This window comes from Mycolicibacterium nivoides, from assembly GCF_003855255.1.
In the GTDB taxonomy this organism is placed as follows: domain Bacteria; phylum Actinomycetota; class Actinomycetes; order Mycobacteriales; family Mycobacteriaceae; genus Mycobacterium; species Mycobacterium nivoides.
Window position 1 is genome coordinate 2,236,536 of record NZ_CP034072.1, and the last position, 17,959, is coordinate 2,254,494.

Consider the following 17,959-nt stretch of genomic DNA (forward strand, 5'->3'; position numbering starts at 1 on the left):
CTTGACACATCTTGAGCACGGATCCATAGTAGACGTCACGCGCGTTAGTAACGCGCGTTACACAGATCAAAGCGAGGCCTACATGTCGTCGGATTCCCGAACAACGGCCGGCCACGGGAAGTTCTTGGGCCGACTCACCGTCATCGCCACTCTCGGCGGTCTGCTGTTCGGTTACGACACCGGCGTCATCTCCGGTGCTCTGCTGTACATGAAGGATGACCTGGCGCTGAGCCCCTTCGGCGAAGCCACCGTCGTCAGCTCCCTGTTGTTCCCCGGAGCGGCGTTCGGCGCGCTATTCGGCGGTCGTGTCGCGGACCGGATCGGACGCAAGCGCTCGCTGATGGTGTGCGCGGTGCTGTTCCTCGCCGGCGCCATAGGCTGCGCGCTCGCCCCCAACGTCCAGGTCATGGTCGCCGCCCGCATCATCCTCGGGCTCGGTGTCGGCGCGGCCGCCGTGACCTGTCCCCTCTATCTGGCCGAGATGGCTCCGGCGGAACGGCGCGGCCGGATGGTCACCATCAACGAGCTGATGATCGTCACGGGCCAGATGCTCGCCTTCGCGACCAATGCCCTGCTGGACCACCTCATCCACGATCCGCACGTCTGGCGCACCATGCTCGCGGTCGCGGCCGTTCCCGCCGTCGCACTGCTGCTGGGCATGCTGGTGCTGCCGGATTCGCCGCGCTGGTACGGCCTCCACGGGCGGATGGCCGAGGCACGGGCCGTACTGGAGCGCAGCCGGCCGGCCGCGGAGGCCGACAGCGAGTACGCCCTGATCGTCGAGCACACCGCGCACGTGCTCAAAACGAAATCCACGCCGTTCTCGGTGATCCGCGACGTGCCGTGGATCCGGCGGGTGGTCCTGATCGGCTGCGGGCTGGCGATCGTCCAGCAGGCGACCGGCATCAACACCGTGAACTATTACGCGCCAACGATTCTCGAGCAATCCGGGCTGGGCGTCAGCGCGGCGTTGGTGGCCACCATCGCTGTCGGCGTGACCTCGGTGATCACCACGATCATCGGAATCATCCTGCTCGGCTACATCGGACGGCGCACCATGCTGCTGATCGGATTCGGCGGCGTCGCCGCGTCACAGGCCGCGCTCGCGCTGGTGTTCCTGATGCCGGTGTCGACAACCCGCAGCTACGTCATCCTCGGCTGCATGGTGGTGTTCGTCGCCTTCGTGCAGATGTTCATCGGCACCTGCGTGTGGCTGTTGCTCTCGGAGATCTTCCCTTTGAGCATCCGCGGCGTCGCGATGGGTATCGCCGTGTTCATCCTGTGGTGCACCAATGCCGTCATCTCGTTCCTGTTCCCGCTGCTGAACAACGCGCTCGGTTCCACCGGAACCTTCGGCCTGTTCGTCCTCGTCAACATCGGCTCCTGGGTGTTCGTCCGCCTGCTCGTGCCCGAAACGAAGGGCACCAGCCTCGAAGAACTCGAAGAACGTTTCGAGGTCGAGGGCACCGGGCGAATTCCTGCCGTGACTCCAGCCTGACCACACCCCATCGAAAGGACCCCCTCCAATGTCTGATCTGCGCGTCGCCGTGCTCGGTGTCGGCCTCATGGGCGCCGACCACGTACACCGCATCGAGGCCCGGATCTCCGGTGCCCGAGTGTCCGTGGTCAACGACTACGTGACCGACAAGGCCGAGCAATTGGCCGCGGCGATCCCCGGCTGCCGGGCCGTCACCGACCCGCTTGACGCCATCGCCGATCCCGAGGTCGACGCCGTCGTACTCGCCACGCCCGGGCCGACCCACGACAAGCAGCTCTTGGCCTGTCTGGAGCACGGCAAACCCGTGCTGTGCGAGAAGCCGCTGACCACCGATGTCGAATCGTCCCTGGACGTGGTCAAGCGCGAGGCCGAGCTCGGAAAACGGCTCATCCAGGTCGGTTTCATGCGCCGCTTCGATGAGGAGTACACCCAGCTGAAAGGCCTGCTGGATGCCGGTGAGTTCGGCCGCGCGCTGGTACTGCACTGCGTGCACCGCAACCCGGCCGTGCCGCCGAGCTTCGACAGCTCCATGATCGTCAAGGATTCCCTGGTCCATGAGGTCGACGTGACCCGCTTCCTGTTCGACGAGGAAATCGCCTCGATCCAGATCATGAAGCCCGCCGTCAATCCGGGTGCCCCCGAGGGCATCCAGGACCCGCAGATCGCCATCATGCGCACCGATTCCGGCAAGCATGTCGATGTCGAATTGTTCGTCACCACCGGGGTGGCCTATGAGGTGCGCACCGAGCTGGTCGGCGAAAAAGGTTCGGCGTTCATCGGACTCGATGTCGGTCTGGTCCGGAAGGGCTCACCGGGCACCTGGGGCGGCACCATCACCCCCGGTTTCCGGGAGCGCTTCGGCCGGGCCTATGACATCGAGTTCCAGCGCTGGGTCGACGCTGTTCAGCGCGGCACCACGACCGGAGACTACACAGATGGCCCGACCGCGTGGGACGGCTACGCCGCTGCCGCGGTGTGTGCGGCCGGTGTCGAGGCACTGGAGACCGGTCTGCCCGTCGACGTGAAGATGGTGTCGCGCGCGTCGATCCCGGGGGCATGAGCATGAAGATCGCGCTGGATCCGACACCGTTCCACCACGACTACGAGTTACTCGAATTCCCCAGTCTGGTGGCAGAACTCGGCTACGAGTACCTGCAACTGACCCCGCACCGCGACTTCATCCCGTTCTTCAACCATCCGCGTGCCGACGACGACCTGGTGTCCAAGTTCCGCAAGGCCTGTGCGGACGCCGGTGTCGGGATCGCCTCGGTACTGCCCGTGCTGCGCTGGTCCAGCCCGGACCCCGACGCCCGCGAGGCCGCGGTACGCAACTGGAAGCGGGTCATCCAGATCACCGTCGACCTCGGCGTCAACGTCATCAACACCGAATTCTCCGGCCGACCCGAAAAGGCCGAGGAGTCCGAGCGGGCGTTCTTCCGGTCGATGGAAGAACTGCTGCCGATCATCGAACGCGAAGGCATCGACGTCCGGATCGACCCGCACCCAGACGATTTCGTCGAGGACGGCCTGGAGGCGGTGCGGATCATCCGCGGGGTCAACTCCCCCAACATCGGCATGGTGTACGTGGCCTGCCATACGTTCCACATGGGTTCGAACATGACCGAGATCATTCGCGCCGCCGGAGACAAGCTGCGCCTGGTCCATGTCGCCGACACCATGGACCACCGCCGCAGCCACGGATTGCGCTACATCACCAATCCACCGGGCAACCCGGTGCGGGTGCACCAGCACCTGAAAATCGGTGACGGCGATATCAACTGGGATGAGTTCTTCGGCGGCCTGGCCGAGATCGGCTTCTACGACCGGGACGACACCGTCATGGTGTCCTCGGTCTTCGCCGAGGACGAGAACGCCCATGACGTGTCGCGGTATCAGCTGAAGACGATGACCGGGTACGTCACGAAGTACCGCGGATGATCGTCGGGTGTGGAGGCTGCGCGGTTACCAGGATCCGGACGGATCCAGCCTCCACACCCGACGACGTCTATCTCAGAGGATGTAGAGCATCTCCTGATAGGTCGGCAGCGGCCACAGGTCGTCGGCCACGATGCCCTCCAGTGCGTCGGCGGCAGTGCGCACGGCGTCCATCGCCGGCAACAGCACATCTCGGGCATGCGCCGCCTCATCGAAGGCTGTCTCCGCGGAGTGATCGGCCAGCGCCGCCTTCAGGCTCGCAAGCGCAGCCGACAAGTCGGCGATCGGGGCCGAAACCGCCTCCAGCAGAGTCATACTCGGCTCTACGCCGGCCGCTTTCAGCGCGGCGATGTTCTGCGCGAGCTCGGTCTGGTAACGCATCGCGGCGGGCAGCACCACCGTGGAGCCAACCTCCAGGGTCAACTTCGCCTCGACGGCGATCGTCAGCGCGTACTGCTCCAACCGGACCTCGTAGCGGCTGTGCAACTCCCGCTCGCTGAATACGCCGTACTTCTCAAACACCTCGATGGCCTCGGGCTTGATCAGTTCCGGGATGGCGTCGAGAGTGGTCTTGAGGTTCGGCAGTCCCCGCTCGGCGGCTTCGATCTGCCAGTTCTCCGAGTACCCGTCCCCGTTGAACACCACCGCACCGTGCTCGGTGATGATCTCGGTCAGCAGTGTCTGAACCGCGGAGTCGAAATCCTCGCCGTCCCCGACTGCCTTCTCCAGGACTGTCGCCATGTAGTCGAACGAGTCGGCGATGATGGTGTTGATCACGATCATCGGCACGGCGACGGTCTGTCCCGAACCGGGCGCGCGGAACTCGAATCGGTTGCCGGTGAACGCGAACGGGCTGGTGCGGTTGCGGTCGCCCGGGTCGGTCGGCAGGCTCGGCAGGGTGTCGACGCCGATGTGCATGACGCCCTTGCCCTTGGACGAGGTCGCGGCGCCCTTCGCGATCTGCTCGAAGACGTCGGCCAACTGCTCGCCGAGGAAGATCGAGATGATGGCCGGGGGCGCCTCGTTGGCGCCAAGGCGGTGGTCGTTGGTGGCCGAGGCGACCGACACGCGCAGCAGCCCACCGAACTTGTGCACGGCCCGGATGATCGCCGCGCAGAACACCAGGAACTGAGCGTTCTCGTGCGGGGTGTCGCCGGGCACCAGCAGTGACCCCAGCTCGGCGTTGCCCACCGAGAAATTCACATGCTTACCCGACCCATTGACACCGGCGAACGGCTTCTCGTGGAACAGGCACTCCATGCCGTGTTTCTTGGCGATGGTCTTGAACACCGTCATCAGCAGCTGCTGATGATCGGAGGCGATGTTGGCCCGCTCGAACATCGGCGCGACCTCGAACTGCGCCGGAGCCACCTCGTTGTGCCGGGTCTTGGCGGGAATGCCGAGTTTGAACAGCTCCCGCTCGGTGTCCATCATGAAGCCCAGCACCCGCTCGGGCACCGCACCGAAGTAGTGGTCGTCGAACTCCTGCCCCTTCGGCGGTTTGGCGCCGAACAGGGTTCGGCCGGCGTTCACCAGGTCCGGACGTGCCAGGAAGAAGTGCCGGTCCACCAGGAAGTACTCCTGCTCGGGGCCGCAGAACGACACCACCTTCGCCAGGTCGGTGTGGCCGAACAGCTTCAGGATCCGCTCGGCGTGCACGCCCATCGCCTGCTGACTGCGCAGCAGCGGGGTCTTGTAGTCCAGCGCCTCGCCGGTCATCGACACGAAGACGGTCGGGATGCACAACGTATTGCCGTTCGGGTTCTCCAGGATGTAGGCCGGGCTGGTGACATCCCAGCCGGTGTAGCCGCGCGCCTCGAAGGTGCTGCGTAGACCGCCGGACGGGAAACTGGATGCATCGGGTTCGCCCTGGATCAACGTCTTGCCGGCGAACTCGGCCAGCGTCTGGCCGTCGGAGACCGGTTCAAGGAAGCTGTCGTGCTTTTCGGCGGTCAGCCCGGTCATCGGGTAGAAGACGTGCGCATAGTGGGTGGCGCCCTTGGACAGCGCCCAATCCTTCATCGCCGAGGCGACAGCATCGGCAACCGCGGGGTCCAGTTTCGCGCCCTTCTCGATGGTCGCGACGACTGACTTGTATACGGACTTCGGCAGCCGCAGCCGCATCTCGGCCTTGGTGAAAACGTTGGCACCGAAGATCTCGCCGGGCGCTTCGGTGGGGTCGAAGCTGATGGCCGGCGGCACGTAGGCCTCGACGTTGTTGATCGCCTGCAAACGAACTGCGTTTCCGCTCATAGTGTTCCTATCACCACGTGTGCTTGACCGGCCAACCGTAGGAGCATCCTGTGGCAAATTTGTTACGGCCGCGTCAACGGTTCAAATCACCGGTAACGGGCTGGGCATCGATCCTGGTGCTCAGATCCAGATCGGTGGCCACTTCGACGAGTGCGGCCGCGACGATCGAGGCGGGTTCGCGGTCGAGCACCACCAGTCCGATCGCCGGCCGCGGACCGTGCTGCACCATCGGCCGCGCGGCAAAGCCTGGAGGCACCCCGAGCTGTGGCAACCATGCGGTGGAGGCGATGGTCGCGCGCGGCGAGTTCGTCAGGTGCGCATAGAGCGCGTCGACCGAATCCGCTTCCACCACAGGGCGGTAGCGCACCCCTTCGGCGGCCATGTTGGCATCGAGGATGCGCCGGTTACGCATCGTGGTGGTCAGCACGCAGAGCTGCAGTCCGGCCGCATCCGACCACGCGATCTCGGGCTGGCGCATCAGCGCATGATCGGCCGGCGCGATCAGGACATAGCGCTCCCGGTACATCTCCACCGAGGTGGTTCCGGGCGGGGTTTCGTCATCGAGATAGGTCAGCCCGGCGTCGATCTCGAAATCGGCCAACCGCCGGGCGATCTCACGGGACGACAAGGCTTCGATGCGCACGGACGCCGCCGGGTTGCGGCGCAGAAATTCGGTGGTGATGAACGGGCCGGTGGGCACCGCCGTCGGTATCGCACCGATCCGGGCCGTGACGGTCAACCGTCCGCGCATGCGGTCGATATCGGCGAGCATGTCGTCGCGCTCCGCGACGATCCGCTGCGCCCACGTCACGACGCGCTGCCCCTCCTCGGTGAATCCTTCGAACCGGTGTCCCCGCTGCACGATGACGATGCCCAGCTCGCGCTCCAGCCGGCGGATCGCCACCGACAGCGTCGGCTGACTCACATGGCACCGTGCGGCCGCCCGGCCGAAGTGCCGCTCGGTCGCGAGCGCCAGAAGGTAGTCGAGCTGCTGTAGCAGCACGTCACTCGCCATGGCTCCCCGCATTCGTCACCGTTCGATAGAAAGCATCTATCACTGCATGTGAAATATCGAATGTCGAGGCCCGCCAACCGGCGCAGCCCGCAGTTTTCGGGGACTAGATTGGGTTCATGACCCGTGCCAAGGACATCGATGCCGATTACGACGAGCACAACGTCATCAGCACCGGCGCCAAGCACGAAGCGGCCGGGGTCGAGGCAGTCCTGGTCAGCATGCGACGGGGCTTCGAGCAGATGGGTCCGCTGCGCACTGCCGCCGCGTTGACCAGGCTCAACCAGCGGCACGGGTTCGATTGCCCGGGCTGCGCGTGGCCCGAGGAGCACGGTGGCCGCAAGCTGGCCGAGTTCTGCGAAAACGGTGCCAAAGCGGTGGCCGAGGAGGCCACCAAGCGGGTGGTGACACCGGAGTTCTTCGCCCGGCACAGTATTGCCGAGCTCGAGACCAAGCCCGAGTACTGGCTGTCCCAGCAGGGGCGGCTGAGCCGGCCGATGGTGCTCGCACCCGGCGACGAGCACTACCGGCCCATCGAATGGGATGACGCCTACCGCCTGATCGCCGAACACCTCAATGCACTGGCCTCCCCCGACGAGGCGCTGTTCTACACCTCCGGGCGCACCAGCAACGAGGCCGCGTTCCTCTATCAGCTGATGGTCCGCAGCTTCGGCACCAACAACCTGCCCGACTGCTCGAACATGTGCCACGAATCCTCGGGCACCGCGCTGACCGAGTCGATCGGGATCGGCAAGGGCTCCGTCACCGTCGAGGACGTCACCGAGGCCGACCTGATCGTGATCGCCGGGCAGAATCCGGGCACGAACCACCCGCGCATGCTGTCGGTGCTGGAGAAGGCAAAGGCCAACGGCGCCAAGATCGTTGCGATCAACCCGCTTCCCGAGGCCGGGCTCATCCGGTTCAAGGACCCGCAGAAGGTAAACGGTGTCGTCGGGCACGGCGTCCCGATCGCCGACGAGTTCGTGCAGATCCGCATCGGCGGGGACATGGCGCTGTTCGCCGGCCTGGGCCGGCTGCTGCTGGAGGCCGAAGACCGGGCCCCCGGTACGGTGCTGGACCACGAGTTCATCGCCGCGCACTGCGCCGGATACGACGAGTACGCCGCCCAGACCCGCGGCGTGGACCTCGACACGGTGACCGAGGCCAGCGGCGTCGACCGGGCTCAGCTGCAGCGGGTGGCCGACCTGCTGGCTTCCTCCCAGCGCACCGTGGTGTGCTGGGCGATGGGCCTGACCCAGCATCACCATGCCGTGGCCACCATCGGTGAGGCCACCAACCTGTTGTTGCTGCGCGGCATGATCGGCAAGCCCGGCGCCGGGGTGTGTCCGGTGCGCGGCCACTCCAACGTCCAAGGTGACCGGACCATGGGCATCTGGGAGAAGATGCCGGACACGTTCCTGGATGCGCTCGACGACCGATTCGGTATCGCCAGCCCGCGCAAGCACGGCTACGACACCGTCGACGCCATCCGGGCCATGCGTGACGGCCGGGCCGGCGTATTCATCGGGATGGGCGGCAACTTCGTCTCGGCCACGCCCGACACCGAGGTCACCGAGGCCGCGCTGCGCAGTTGCGGTCTGACCGTTCAGATTTCGACGAAGCTCAACCGCAGTCACCTGGTGCACGGCCGCACCGCGCTGATCCTGCCCACGCTGGGACGCACCGACAAGGATTTCCAGGCCGGCGGAAAACAGATGGTGTCCGTTGAGGATTCGATGTCGATGGTGCACCTGTCCCGCGGCAGCCTGACACCGCCCAGCGAGCACTTGCGCAGCGAGGTGGCGATCGTCTGTCAGCTGGCTCGCGCAGTACTGGGCCCGGACCATCCGGTGCCGTGGGAGCAGTTCAATGCCGACTACGACCGCGTCCGTGACGCGATCGCCGATGTGGTGCCCGGCTGCGAGAACTACAACCGCAAGGTGCGTCAGCCCGACGGGTTCCAGCTCCCCCACCCTCCCCGCGATTCCCGCGAATTCCGCACCACCACAGGTAAAGCCAACTTCGCGGTGAATCCCCTGCAGTGGGTACCGGTGCCCGAGGGCCGCCTGGTGCTGCAGACGCTGCGCAGCCACGACCAGTACAACACCACCATCTACGGCCTGGACGACCGTTACCGCGGGGTCAAGGGCGGGCGCCGCGTGGTGTTCGTCAATCCCGCCGACATCGAGGCGCTGGGTTTCGCCGAGGGTGACCGCGTGGATCTGGTGTCCGAATTCGAAGGACAGGAACGGCGCGCCAAGGACTTCCTGATCGTTCCGTACTCCACGCCGGCCGGCAATGCTGCCGCCTACTATCCCGAGACCAATCCACTGGTACCGCTTGATCACACCGCGAAGAAGTCGAACACACCGGTGTCGAAGGCCGTCGTCATCCGGTTGGAGCGGACCTAGTGGGCCGCGTCACCGCCCGCCGTCGCGCCCACCACCTGTCGGGCGCCACGGCTGAGGCCCGCCCCGAAACTCTGGTGGTCGAGGAACCGCTGGAGATCCGCGTCGACGGCTCACCCATCACCGTCACGATGCGAACCCCGGGCGCCGATGTCGAATTGGCCCAAGGGTTTCTACTGACCGAGGGCTTGATCGCACAGCGCGAAGACCTGGTGTCCGTGCGCTACTGCCGGGGCGCCGACGTGGATGGGGTCAACAGCTACAACGTGTTGGACGCGACCCTGGCCGCTGGCGTCCCCAAGCCCGACGTTGACGTGACCCGCAACTTCTACACCACCTCGTCGTGCGGGGTGTGCGGCAAGGCCTCGCTGGAGGCAGTGCGATTGAGCAGCAAGCACTGCCCCGGCGATGACCCGTCGACGGTTCCCGCCGCCGCGCTCTCGGCGATGCCCGCGCAACTGCGCGATGCGCAGAAGGTCTTCAACAGCACCGGCGGCCTGCACGCCGCAGCGCTGTTCACCGTCGATGGCACCATGCTTGTCGTCCGCGAGGACATCGGCAGGCACAACGCCGTGGACAAGGTGATCGGCTGGGCGCTGGAGAACAGCCGGATTCCGTCGACCGCCACGGTGCTCCTGGTGAGCGGCCGGGCCTCGTTCGAGCTCACCCAGAAGGCCGTGATGGCGGGCATCCCGATCCTGGCCGCGGTGTCGGCGCCGTCCTCCCTGGCCGTCGATCTGGCCGGCCAATCCGGCCTGACCCTGGTGGCCTTCCTGCGAGGCGATTCGATGAACATCTACACCCGCCCCGACCGCATCACCCGCTGAGCCACCGAATGCAAAAAGCCCCGCCGTAGCGGGGCTTTTTGCTTTTGCCTGTTACGCGGACTTGTCGCGCCGCTCCGAACGCGACGGCTTACGCGGCACGATGGTCGGCAGCACGTTGTCCTGCACGGTCTCCTTGGTGACGACCACCTTGGCGACGTCGTCGCGGCTGGGGATGTCGTACATCACCGGCAGCAGGACTTCCTCCATGATGGCGCGCAGGCCGCGGGCACCAGTGCCACGGTGGATGGCTTGATCGGCGATCGCCTCCAGCGCCTCCTCGGTGAACTCCAGCTCCACGCCGTCCATCTCGAACAGGCGGACGTACTGCTTGACCAGAGCGTTCTTCGGCTCGGAGAGGATCTTGACCAAGGACTCCTTGTCCAGGTTGGTCACCGAGGCCACGACCGGCAGACGGCCGATGAACTCGGGGATCAGACCGAACTTGATCAGGTCCTCGGGCATCACCTCGGCGAAATGGTCCTGGGTGTCGATCTCGGCCTTGGACCGCACCTCGGCACCGAAGCCCAGACCCCGCTTGCCGACCCGGTCGGAGACGATCTTCTCCAGGCCGGCGAACGCACCCGCCACGATGAACAGCACGTTGGTGGTGTCGATCTGGATGAATTCCTGGTGCGGATGCTTGCGGCCGCCCTGCGGCGGAACCGACGCCTGGGTGCCTTCCAGGATCTTCAGCAGGGCCTGCTGCACGCCCTCGCCGGAGACGTCGCGGGTGATCGACGGGTTCTCGCTCTTGCGGGCGATCTTGTCGACCTCGTCGATGTAGATGATGCCGGTCTCGGCGCGCTTGACGTCGTAGTCGGCGGCCTGAATCAGCTTGAGCAGAATGTTCTCGACATCCTCGCCCACATAGCCGGCCTCGGTCAGCGCGGTGGCATCGGCGATGGCGAACGGCACGTTGAGCATCTTGGCCAGGGTCTGCGCCAGATAGGTCTTGCCGCAGCCGGTGGGGCCCAGCATCAAGATGTTGGACTTGGTCAGCTCGACCGGCTCAGAGCGCGAATCGCGGGACTTCTCCTGGGCCTGGATGCGCTTGTAGTGGTTGTAGACCGCCACCGCCAGCGTGCGTTTCGCGGTGTCCTGACCGATGACGTAACCCTCGAGGAAGTCCCGGATCTCCGCGGGTTTGGGCAGCTCGTCGAGCTTGACGTCGTCAGCGTCGGCGAGTTCCTCCTCGATGATCTCGTTGCACAGATCGATGCACTCGTCGCAGATGTACACGCCCGGACCGGCAATGAGCTTTTTGACCTGCTTCTGACTCTTGCCGCAGAACGAGCACTTCAGCAGGTCACCGCCGTCTCCAATGCGCGCCATGTGGGGGGGTCCTACTTCCTGTTTGCAGTCGGTCGTTACGCCACTTGCTGGGTTACTTCGGGCGTAAACCCGACGCTACCCGTTCGTTCCGTCGCGGTGCGACCGATAAGGCCGAATCGCTCCGGTGGTATTTGTTCGTGTGCAGGAGAACATATCTCTCCTGGCCTCTCGTCACCCGGCGGCACGCTGACTGCGACCTTGGCGTGTCGTTGCGGAGCGCCGGCGAATAGCCGAACGACGTGGCCGTACGTGACATTCGCCGTGGTCGAGCGTACCGGCGCCACTCCTACGCCGCCGCGACCGCAGGTCAGCGGGGTTTCGGTCCTTCTCCGTGACGACGCACGCCCCGCACCGGAGGTCACCGGGCAGGGCGTGTGTCATCGGATCAGGGGTTGCCGCTGGAAATGCCGGCCGGCGCTAGCTGCCCTGCGCGGACAACTTGCGGTACTCCAGGACCGTGTCGATGATCCCGTAGTCCTTGGCCTGCGCGGCGGTGAGGATCTTGTCGCGGTCGGTGTCCTTGCGGACCTGCTCGGGATCCTTGCCGGTGTGGCGGGCCAGGGTGGTCTCCATCAGGGTGCGCATCCGCTCGATCTCGGCGGCCTGGATCTCCAGGTCCGAGAACTGACCCTGGATCACTCCACCCAACGACGGCTGGTGGATCAGCACCCGGGCATTGGGCAGAGCCAGACGCTTACCCGGGGTACCGGCGGCCAGCAGTACCGCGGCGGCCGAGGCGGCCTGCCCGAGGCACACCGTCTGGATGTCGGCGCGCACGTACTGCATGGTGTCGTAGATCGCCATCAGCGAGGTGAACGAGCCACCGGGCGAGTTGATGTACATGGTGATGTCGCGATCGGGATCCAGCGACTCCAGCACGAGCAGCTGGGCCATGATGTCGTTGGCCGACGCGTCGTCCACCTGTACGCCGAGGAAGATGATGCGCTCCTCGAACAGCTTGTTGTACGGGTTCGACTCCTTGACGCCGAAGCTGCTGTGCTCGATGAACGACGGCAGGATGTAGCGAGCCTGGGGCTGGAGGCGGGGATCAGTGTGGTCGGTCATTTGTCTAGTCCTGCTCCCGGTCCGGTGCCGTTGACGTTGGCGCTGGTGATGATGTGGTCGACAAACCCGTATTCCAAGGCTTCCGGCGCGGTGAACCAACGGTCGCGATCGGAGTCGGCCTCGATGCGCTCGATGGTCTGCCCGGTGAACTCGGCGTTGAGCCGGAACATTTCCTTCTTGATGACCGCAAACTGCTCGGCCTGGATGGCGATGTCCGCGGCGCTACCGGTGACGCCACCGAGCGGCTGGTGCATCAGGATCCGGGCGTGCGGCAGGGCGAAACGCTTGCCCTTGGTGCCCGCTGCCAAGAGGAATTCACCCATCGAGGCCGCCATGCCCATCGCATAGGTGGCGATGTCGCACGGCGCCAGGACCATCGTGTCGTAGATGGCCATACCGGCGCTGATCGAACCGCCCGGCGAGTTGATGTAGAGGTGGATGTCCTTGGTCGGATCCTCCGCCGACAGCAACAGGATCTGCGCGCACAGCTTGTTGGCGATGTCGTCGTCCACTTGGGAACCCAGGAAGATGATCCGCTCGGCAAGCAAGCGCTCATAGACGGAGTCGACGAGGCTGAACCCGCTCCCGTTCGAACGCATGTCAGTCACGACTGGATACCTGCTTTCTCTTACGCATTGGTACTGACGACACTAACGAAACTGGGGCGTCACGCACTCCCGTACGGGGCTGCGTTCGCTCACAGCGTCACTCGGCGGTGTCGGCGTCCTTTTCGGCGGACTCGTCGGCAGCGGCCTCGTCAGCCTGCTCGCCCTCGGCCTGCGCAGCCTCGGCCGGACCGAAGAACTCCGTGGTGTCGATCACGGTGCCGTCGGTGTCGGTCACGGTGGCGGCGTGCACCACAGCGGCAATGGTCAGCCCACGACGCACGTCGGCGAACATGGCCGGCAGCTGGTTGTTCTGCTGCAGGATCTGGATCAGCTGCTGGGGCTCGATGCCGTACTGGCGCGACATCAGCACGAGACGCTCGGTGAGGTCGTTCTGGCCGACCTGGATGTCGAGCTTGTCGGCGACGGCGTCCATCAGCAGCTGGGTCTTGACGGCCTTTTCGGCGTTCGTCTTGTTGTCGGCGTCGAATTCCTCACGGCTGCTGCCCTGTTCGGTGAGCTGCTCGGCGAACTTGTCCTCGTCGTGGTCGAGGCCGTGGATCGCGTTGTGCAGGGCGTCGTCGATCTGGGCCTGAACGATCTTCTCCGGCAGCGGAACCTCGGTCTGCTCCAGCAGCGCCTCGATGGCCTTGTCGCGGATCTGCTCGGCCTGCTGCACGCTCTTGACCCGGCGCACCTGGTCGGTGAGGCTCTCCTTGAGCTCGCCGATGGTGTCGAATTCGCTTGCCAGCTGGGCGAAGTCGTCGTCAGCCTCGGGCAGCTCGCGCTCCTTGACCGACTTCACGGTCACCGTCACGTCGGCATCCTTGCCGGCGTACTCGCCGGCGGCCAGCTTGGTGGTGAAGACCTTGGACTCGCCGACCTTCAGACCGATGATCGCGTCGTCGAGGCCCTCGATCAGCTGACCGGAACCAACCTCGTGCGACAGACCCTCGGTGGCAGCCTCGGGGACATCGGTGCCGTCGACGGTTGCCGACAGGTCGATCGAGACGAAGTCGCCTTCCTGGGCACCGCGCTCGACGCCGGTCAGGGTGCCGAAACGGGCGCGCAGCGACTGCAGCTCGGCGTTGACCTCGTCATCGTCCACCTGGATCGGGTCGACGGTGATCTTGAGCGCGTCGAACTCGGGCAGGGTGATCTCGGGACGCACGTCGACCTCGGCGGTGAACGCCAGCTCCTGGCCGTCCTCCAGCTTGGTCACCTCGATCTCGGGCTGACCCAGCGGCTTGACGTCGGAGGCCGAGACGGCCTCGCTGTAGCGGCTCGGCAGCGCGTCGTTGACGACCTGCTCCAGCACCGCACCGCGGCCGACGCGGGCCTCCAGCAACTTGCGCGGGGCCTTGCCCGGGCGGAAGCCGGGGAGGCGGACCTGCTGGGCCAGCGCCTTGAACGCGCGATCGAAATCGGGCTCAAGCTCGGTGAAGGGCACCTCCACATTGATGCGCACCCGGGTGGGGCTCAGCTGCTCGACCGTGCTCTTCACTGTTCCTGCTCCTAGATAGTTCTCTCGTATTGGCGGATGAGTCGGGGTGACAGGATTTGAACCTGCGGCCTTCCGCTCCCAAAGCGGATGCGCTACCAAGCTGCGCTACACCCCGTGGTGGTGGTCCATCCGCCGCGGCAAAACCCACGAACGGACCACGCGAGATACTACGTGCTCACGGCACGGGGCATTCAATTGGCTTTGATCGGGGGCACACCGGTACAGTGCTGATGCTGCACATGCGGGCGTAGCTCAATGGTAGAGCCCTAGTCTTCCAAACTAGCTACGCGGGTTCGATTCCCGTCGCCCGCTCCACAAGGACCGCCCTGATGGGGCGGTTTTTTGTTTGTCCGGGCTGTCATCGCCTCTCCGCTGCCGCACCCCGGCTGTACCCCCGATCGGGTCGTACCGCCAGGGTTGCCCTGCGCAACCCACCGGGCGCGTCAAAGCGAACCGTCGTCACCATCGACGTGGCAGTCGGCTAACGTCTATCGCGACTCGATCGAGGAGTCGGCAACCACTGGTGAGCCAAGGGGACGATGTGGCCAAATCTCTTCAAGACGAGATCGAGACCGCCAGGCAGACGATTCGTTCAGAGTCAATGTCGATGTCAGTTGGCGAGATCGCGAACCTATACCGAAGCGAAGAGATAGTGATTCGCCCCGAGTTTCAGCGCTTGTTCCGCTGGGACGTTGAGCAAAAGTCACGACTCGTAGAGAGCCTCCTACTAGGCATCCCAGTGCCGTCGGTGTTCGTAATGCAACGCGAAGATGGCATCTGGGAAGTCATCGACGGACTTCAGCGCCTGAGTACCATCCTCGAATTCATGGGTGAATTACGCGACGAAGCCACGAAGGAACCCATCGAACCCAGTATCTTGCGAGGCACGCAGTATCTGTCGAACCTAGAAGGCGCCTCATACGAGGACGGTGTCGACGGTGCCCAGACTTCACTAACCCCAGGCCAACGACTTGGACTGAAGCGCGCCAAGATCGATTTGAAAATCTTGTTGCCGGAAAGCGACGACAAAGCCAAGTTCGAATTGTTTGACCGATTGAATACCGGCGGCAGCCCACTGTCCGCACAAGAAATTCGGAATGCGCAATTGCTTATGCGCGATCCTTCACTATACGAATGGCTCGAAGCACTTCGAAAAGACTTTAACTTCCAGCAGACTATAGCGATTACCGAGCGGCTATATGACGAAGCGTACGACATGGAGCTTGTTTGTCGGTTCTTTGCGCTTATCTGGAGTTCAGACACTGATCTTAAGAACATTGGAAACATCGATAACTACGTTTCAAACAAGATATTCTCGACCATTGGCGACAAAGCATTTGACCGGGCGAGTGAAGGCAAGCGATTCTCAGCCATCTTCTCCCACTTGCAAGCCGCACTTGATGACGACGCCTTCAAGAAATTCGAGGGTAACCGCTTCGTCGGTGGATTCTCGGTTTCCGCCTTCGAAACAATAACTGTTGGAATCGCCCGGAATGCCGACGTGTGGCTGCTCGACGATTTGGAGCCCGCAACTCTTCGAGAACGGGTCGCCCACTGGTGGGGGAACACAACCTTCCGGAGTGGGTCTAAAGCCGGAAGCAACGCCGCCAGCCGCCTTCCAAAGACCCTACCCGAAGCTCGGGATTTCTTCAGCACAGTGAAATGAAGATTCGCACATCCGAGGAACTCTACGACCGCATATACGATGACCTCGTTTGGCGGAAGCGGGAAATCGTGCTCTTCAACACGCAGCTCGCCAAAGCCAACCCCGAATTTTCTCGCGCCCTCCTGCGCGGTTCCGTAGCGCTACTTTATGCCCACTGGGAGGGGTTTATTAAGAATGCTTGCCATTTCTATTTATGTTACCTATCGAGTCGCCCCCTAATATTCTCCGACTTAATACCCGAACTAGCAGCACTGACATTACGCGCACACATATCTGAAGCTCTTCAGGCGAAGAAAAATACGATGCGAGCTGATCTCGTTCGCGCCATTCGTGAGCACGCTCAGCACCCCGCAACCATACCAACTTCGCGGGATGCAGTTCGCACCGAATCGAACCTATCGTTTAATGTTTTTTCTGAAGTTATTACAAGTGTCGGTTGCGATGCCCTGCGATATGAACCTTATCGGGATTTGATCGACGATCAACTCGTAAATTCACGAAATCAGATCGCACACGGAGAGAATGCAAATATTGCCAAAACAGAGTGGGATGACTTGTCAACGGAAGTCATCTGGATTATGGATGACATAGCTACACAACTGGTTAATGCTGCAGTACTGCGCTCCTATATGGCCTCTTAACGCCGCGGCGGCACAACGTTTCGCCGTAGGCCGGGGCGGCTGCCATCGCGTCTAGGGCGCCCATCGCCTCGGCGTGGTCGTCGATGTTGAACAGGTGCGCGTATACCGCCAGGGTTGTGGTGACCTTGGCGTGGCCCATGAACCGGGCGATCTCCAACGGTGGTCGCCCCGCCGCGTTGTACAGGGACGCGTAGGTGCGTGCCACGACACCCCAGCCGGTAACAGTGCACTGTGATCTTTCGTGGCGGCTGCAGTCCGGTTCGTCCGCAGCACCGCAGGCCGATACACCGCCTTATGGAAGGTGGCGTATCGAACTGGAACGCTCTAATCCAGATTCAGCCGCGCAGCAGCTTCCCCCACCGTCAAGCCCGCCAGGGCGGAAGCCTGTCGGTGAGCCTTCTGCGTGGCAGTGGCTTCTCCTGGCTGCGCAACCTCGCCGTGGGCCACCGGGCCAAATCTGGCCAGCAACTCGGCACTGGAAATTAGCAGCCCGCCACGGCGTTCCGCGCTGCACTGATATGCTGGAAAATGCCGACACATATCTAGGGCCAACCGGCACCTGGGTCGAAAGCCACCTGGCTAAGGGGTGGCAGGGTGGAGCACTCCCCGTAGGTGCTGTGAAACCCGGCAGGTGGTTACCTTCTGCGCGGCCTACAGTGCAGCGTCTGTGCGAACGGGAAACAGGCGGTCCGGTGATGGAGAACCATCGTGCTTGGTTACCTGATTATCAGTTCATTTCTGGCTGCGTTCGTGGCGCTGAGCGGGCTTCGACTCTGGCTCGAGGCAAGCGTCGAAATCACGCGTCTCGACCCCAAGAACGCTCACAAGACCATCGGTGCGATGGGCCAGCACTTCCCGCTCCGGCGGTGGCAGCGGTGGCGGCGGCGTTAAAAGCACAATCGAATTACATTGTCCCCCTGGGGGTATGGCAATCCGGCCATTGCCCCGAGGGCGGTCACCGCGCAGCAGGTGTGCGTAGACGACCTCGGCCATAGAGAGGATCGAACCCTCGCGGTGGCACGCACAACGGCCTTGCGATGGTCGCGAATCGCCTCGGCGGCAACGTCGGGCACCGGCAAGCGCCCGAAGTTCGCCTGCGGCGACGGGCCGGTCGAGCAACCCCGCCGCTGCGGTGTCGAGCTAGTGCCCTACGCCCGTCCGCGCTTGATTCGGCGGCCACCGCCGCAGGTTAAAGCGCCCGGCCCTGCGACGT

14 protein-coding genes and 2 tRNA genes are annotated in these 17,959 nt (G+C 64.0%); 8 read left to right on the forward strand and 8 right to left on the reverse strand.

All coding sequences use genetic code 11. The features are described 5' to 3' along the window. Window positions 1-82: 82 nt before the first annotated feature. Genes EH231_RS10600 through EH231_RS10610 form a run of 3 tightly spaced genes read left to right on the forward strand, consistent with a single transcriptional unit; the run spans window position 83 to window position 3,436 of the window. Window positions 83-1,498, forward strand: coding sequence for a sugar porter family MFS transporter (locus EH231_RS10600; protein ID WP_090431798.1), 1,416 nt, complete (start codon window positions 83-85; stop codon window positions 1,496-1,498). Between the two features lie 28 nt (window positions 1,499-1,526). Then, a complete protein-coding gene (locus EH231_RS10605) occupies window positions 1,527-2,558 on the forward strand; it encodes a Gfo/Idh/MocA family protein (protein ID WP_124712381.1) in 1,032 nt (343 codons plus the stop codon). A gap of 2 nt (window positions 2,559-2,560) precedes the next feature. Next, a complete protein-coding gene (locus EH231_RS10610) occupies window positions 2,561-3,436 on the forward strand; it encodes a sugar phosphate isomerase/epimerase family protein (RefSeq protein ID WP_124714242.1) in 876 nt (291 codons plus the stop codon). Window positions 3,437-3,508: 72 nt separating this feature from the next. On the opposite strand, the gene EH231_RS10615 is transcribed toward EH231_RS10610, so the two are convergent. Both EH231_RS10615 and EH231_RS10620 read right to left on the reverse strand, forming a co-directional pair. Continuing rightward, complete coding sequence (locus tag EH231_RS10615; RefSeq protein WP_090431803.1) at window positions 3,509-5,686, reverse strand: glutamine synthetase III family protein; 2,178 nt, start codon at window positions 5,684-5,686, stop codon at window positions 3,509-3,511. Window positions 5,687-5,759: 73 nt separating this feature from the next. Next, on the reverse strand, window positions 5,760-6,701 hold the full coding sequence (locus EH231_RS10620; RefSeq protein WP_090431807.1) for a LysR family transcriptional regulator: 942 nt from the start codon (window positions 6,699-6,701) through the stop codon (window positions 5,760-5,762). Window positions 6,702-6,817: 116 nt separating this feature from the next. On the opposite strand from EH231_RS10620, the gene EH231_RS10625 reads away from it, so the two are divergent. Further along, complete coding sequence (locus tag EH231_RS10625) at window positions 6,818-9,109, forward strand: FdhF/YdeP family oxidoreductase (RefSeq protein ID WP_124712382.1); 2,292 nt, start codon at window positions 6,818-6,820, stop codon at window positions 9,107-9,109. Continuing rightward, complete coding sequence (gene fdhD, locus EH231_RS10630) at window positions 9,109-9,933, forward strand: formate dehydrogenase accessory sulfurtransferase FdhD (protein ID WP_090431811.1); 825 nt, start codon at window positions 9,109-9,111, stop codon at window positions 9,931-9,933. The genes EH231_RS10625 and fdhD overlap by 1 nt, the downstream gene beginning before the upstream one ends. Window positions 9,934-9,984: 51 nt before the next feature. Here the strand turns inward: fdhD and clpX are convergent, their stop codons facing one another. The 5 genes from clpX to EH231_RS10655 form a co-directional block, all read right to left on the reverse strand. Next, window positions 9,985-11,265 carry an ATP-dependent Clp protease ATP-binding subunit ClpX gene (gene clpX, locus EH231_RS10635; protein WP_044522656.1) on the reverse strand — a complete coding sequence of 427 codons (1,281 nt, stop codon included), beginning with the start codon at window positions 11,263-11,265 and terminating at the stop codon, window positions 9,985-9,987. Between the two features lie 417 nt (window positions 11,266-11,682). Then, on the reverse strand, window positions 11,683-12,330 hold the full coding sequence (gene clpP2 / locus EH231_RS10640; protein WP_090431813.1) for an ATP-dependent CLP protease proteolytic subunit ClpP2: 648 nt from the start codon (window positions 12,328-12,330) through the stop codon (window positions 11,683-11,685). Beyond that, window positions 12,327-12,929, reverse strand: a complete 603-nt coding sequence (locus EH231_RS10645) for an ATP-dependent Clp protease proteolytic subunit (protein WP_039322277.1) — start codon at window positions 12,927-12,929, stop codon at window positions 12,327-12,329. Before EH231_RS10645 ends, clpP2 begins: the two co-directional genes overlap by 4 nt. A gap of 106 nt (window positions 12,930-13,035) precedes the next feature. Then, on the reverse strand, window positions 13,036-14,439 hold the full coding sequence (gene tig / locus EH231_RS10650; RefSeq protein ID WP_124712383.1) for a trigger factor: 1,404 nt from the start codon (window positions 14,437-14,439) through the stop codon (window positions 13,036-13,038). Between the two features lie 41 nt (window positions 14,440-14,480). Further along, window positions 14,481-14,554, reverse strand: a tRNA-Pro gene (locus EH231_RS10655). 126 nt (window positions 14,555-14,680) lie between these two features. Between EH231_RS10655 and EH231_RS10660 the strand changes: the two genes are divergently transcribed. From EH231_RS10660 to EH231_RS10670, 3 genes are all read left to right on the forward strand, one after another. Further along, window positions 14,681-14,754, forward strand: a tRNA-Gly gene (locus EH231_RS10660). Between the two features lie 226 nt (window positions 14,755-14,980). After that, window positions 14,981-16,105 (forward strand): DUF262 domain-containing protein, encoded by a 1,125-nt coding sequence (locus EH231_RS10665; protein ID WP_124712384.1) that lies wholly within the window; start codon window positions 14,981-14,983, stop codon window positions 16,103-16,105. Continuing rightward, on the forward strand, window positions 16,102-16,746 hold the full coding sequence (locus EH231_RS10670) for an MAE_28990/MAE_18760 family HEPN-like nuclease (RefSeq protein ID WP_124712385.1): 645 nt from the start codon (window positions 16,102-16,104) through the stop codon (window positions 16,744-16,746). Before EH231_RS10665 ends, EH231_RS10670 begins: the two co-directional genes overlap by 4 nt. Here EH231_RS10670 and EH231_RS10675 read toward each other — a convergent pair. Further along, a complete protein-coding gene (locus EH231_RS10675) occupies window positions 16,709-16,951 on the reverse strand; it encodes a site-specific integrase (protein WP_206429648.1) in 243 nt (80 codons plus the stop codon). The genes EH231_RS10670 and EH231_RS10675 overlap by 38 nt on opposite strands. Window positions 16,952-17,959 lie beyond the last annotated feature (1,008 nt).

Excerpts from the sequence above, each read along its gene's own strand:
- EH231_RS10600 (WP_090431798.1), top strand. The coding sequence starts at position 83 with ATGTCGTCGGATTCCCGAACAACGGCCGGCCACGGGAAGTTCTTGGGC.
- EH231_RS10605 (WP_124712381.1), top strand. The coding sequence starts at position 1,527 with ATGTCTGATCTGCGCGTCGCCGTGCTCGGTGTCGGCCTCATGGGCGCC.
- EH231_RS10610 (WP_124714242.1), top strand. The coding sequence starts at position 2,561 with ATGAAGATCGCGCTGGATCCGACACCGTTCCACCACGACTACGAGTTA.
- EH231_RS10615 (WP_090431803.1), bottom strand. The coding sequence starts at position 5,686 with ATGAGCGGAAACGCAGTTCGTTTGCAGGCGATCAACAACGTCGAGGCC.
- EH231_RS10620 (WP_090431807.1), bottom strand. The coding sequence starts at position 6,701 with ATGGCGAGTGACGTGCTGCTACAGCAGCTCGACTACCTTCTGGCGCTC.
- EH231_RS10625 (WP_124712382.1), top strand. The coding sequence starts at position 6,818 with ATGACCCGTGCCAAGGACATCGATGCCGATTACGACGAGCACAACGTC.
- clpX (WP_044522656.1), bottom strand. The coding sequence starts at position 11,265 with ATGGCGCGCATTGGAGACGGCGGTGACCTGCTGAAGTGCTCGTTCTGC.
- clpP2 (WP_090431813.1), bottom strand. The coding sequence starts at position 12,330 with ATGACCGACCACACTGATCCCCGCCTCCAGCCCCAGGCTCGCTACATC.
- EH231_RS10645 (WP_039322277.1), bottom strand. The coding sequence starts at position 12,929 with ATGCGTTCGAACGGGAGCGGGTTCAGCCTCGTCGACTCCGTCTATGAG.
- EH231_RS10670 (WP_124712385.1), top strand. The coding sequence starts at position 16,102 with ATGAAGATTCGCACATCCGAGGAACTCTACGACCGCATATACGATGAC.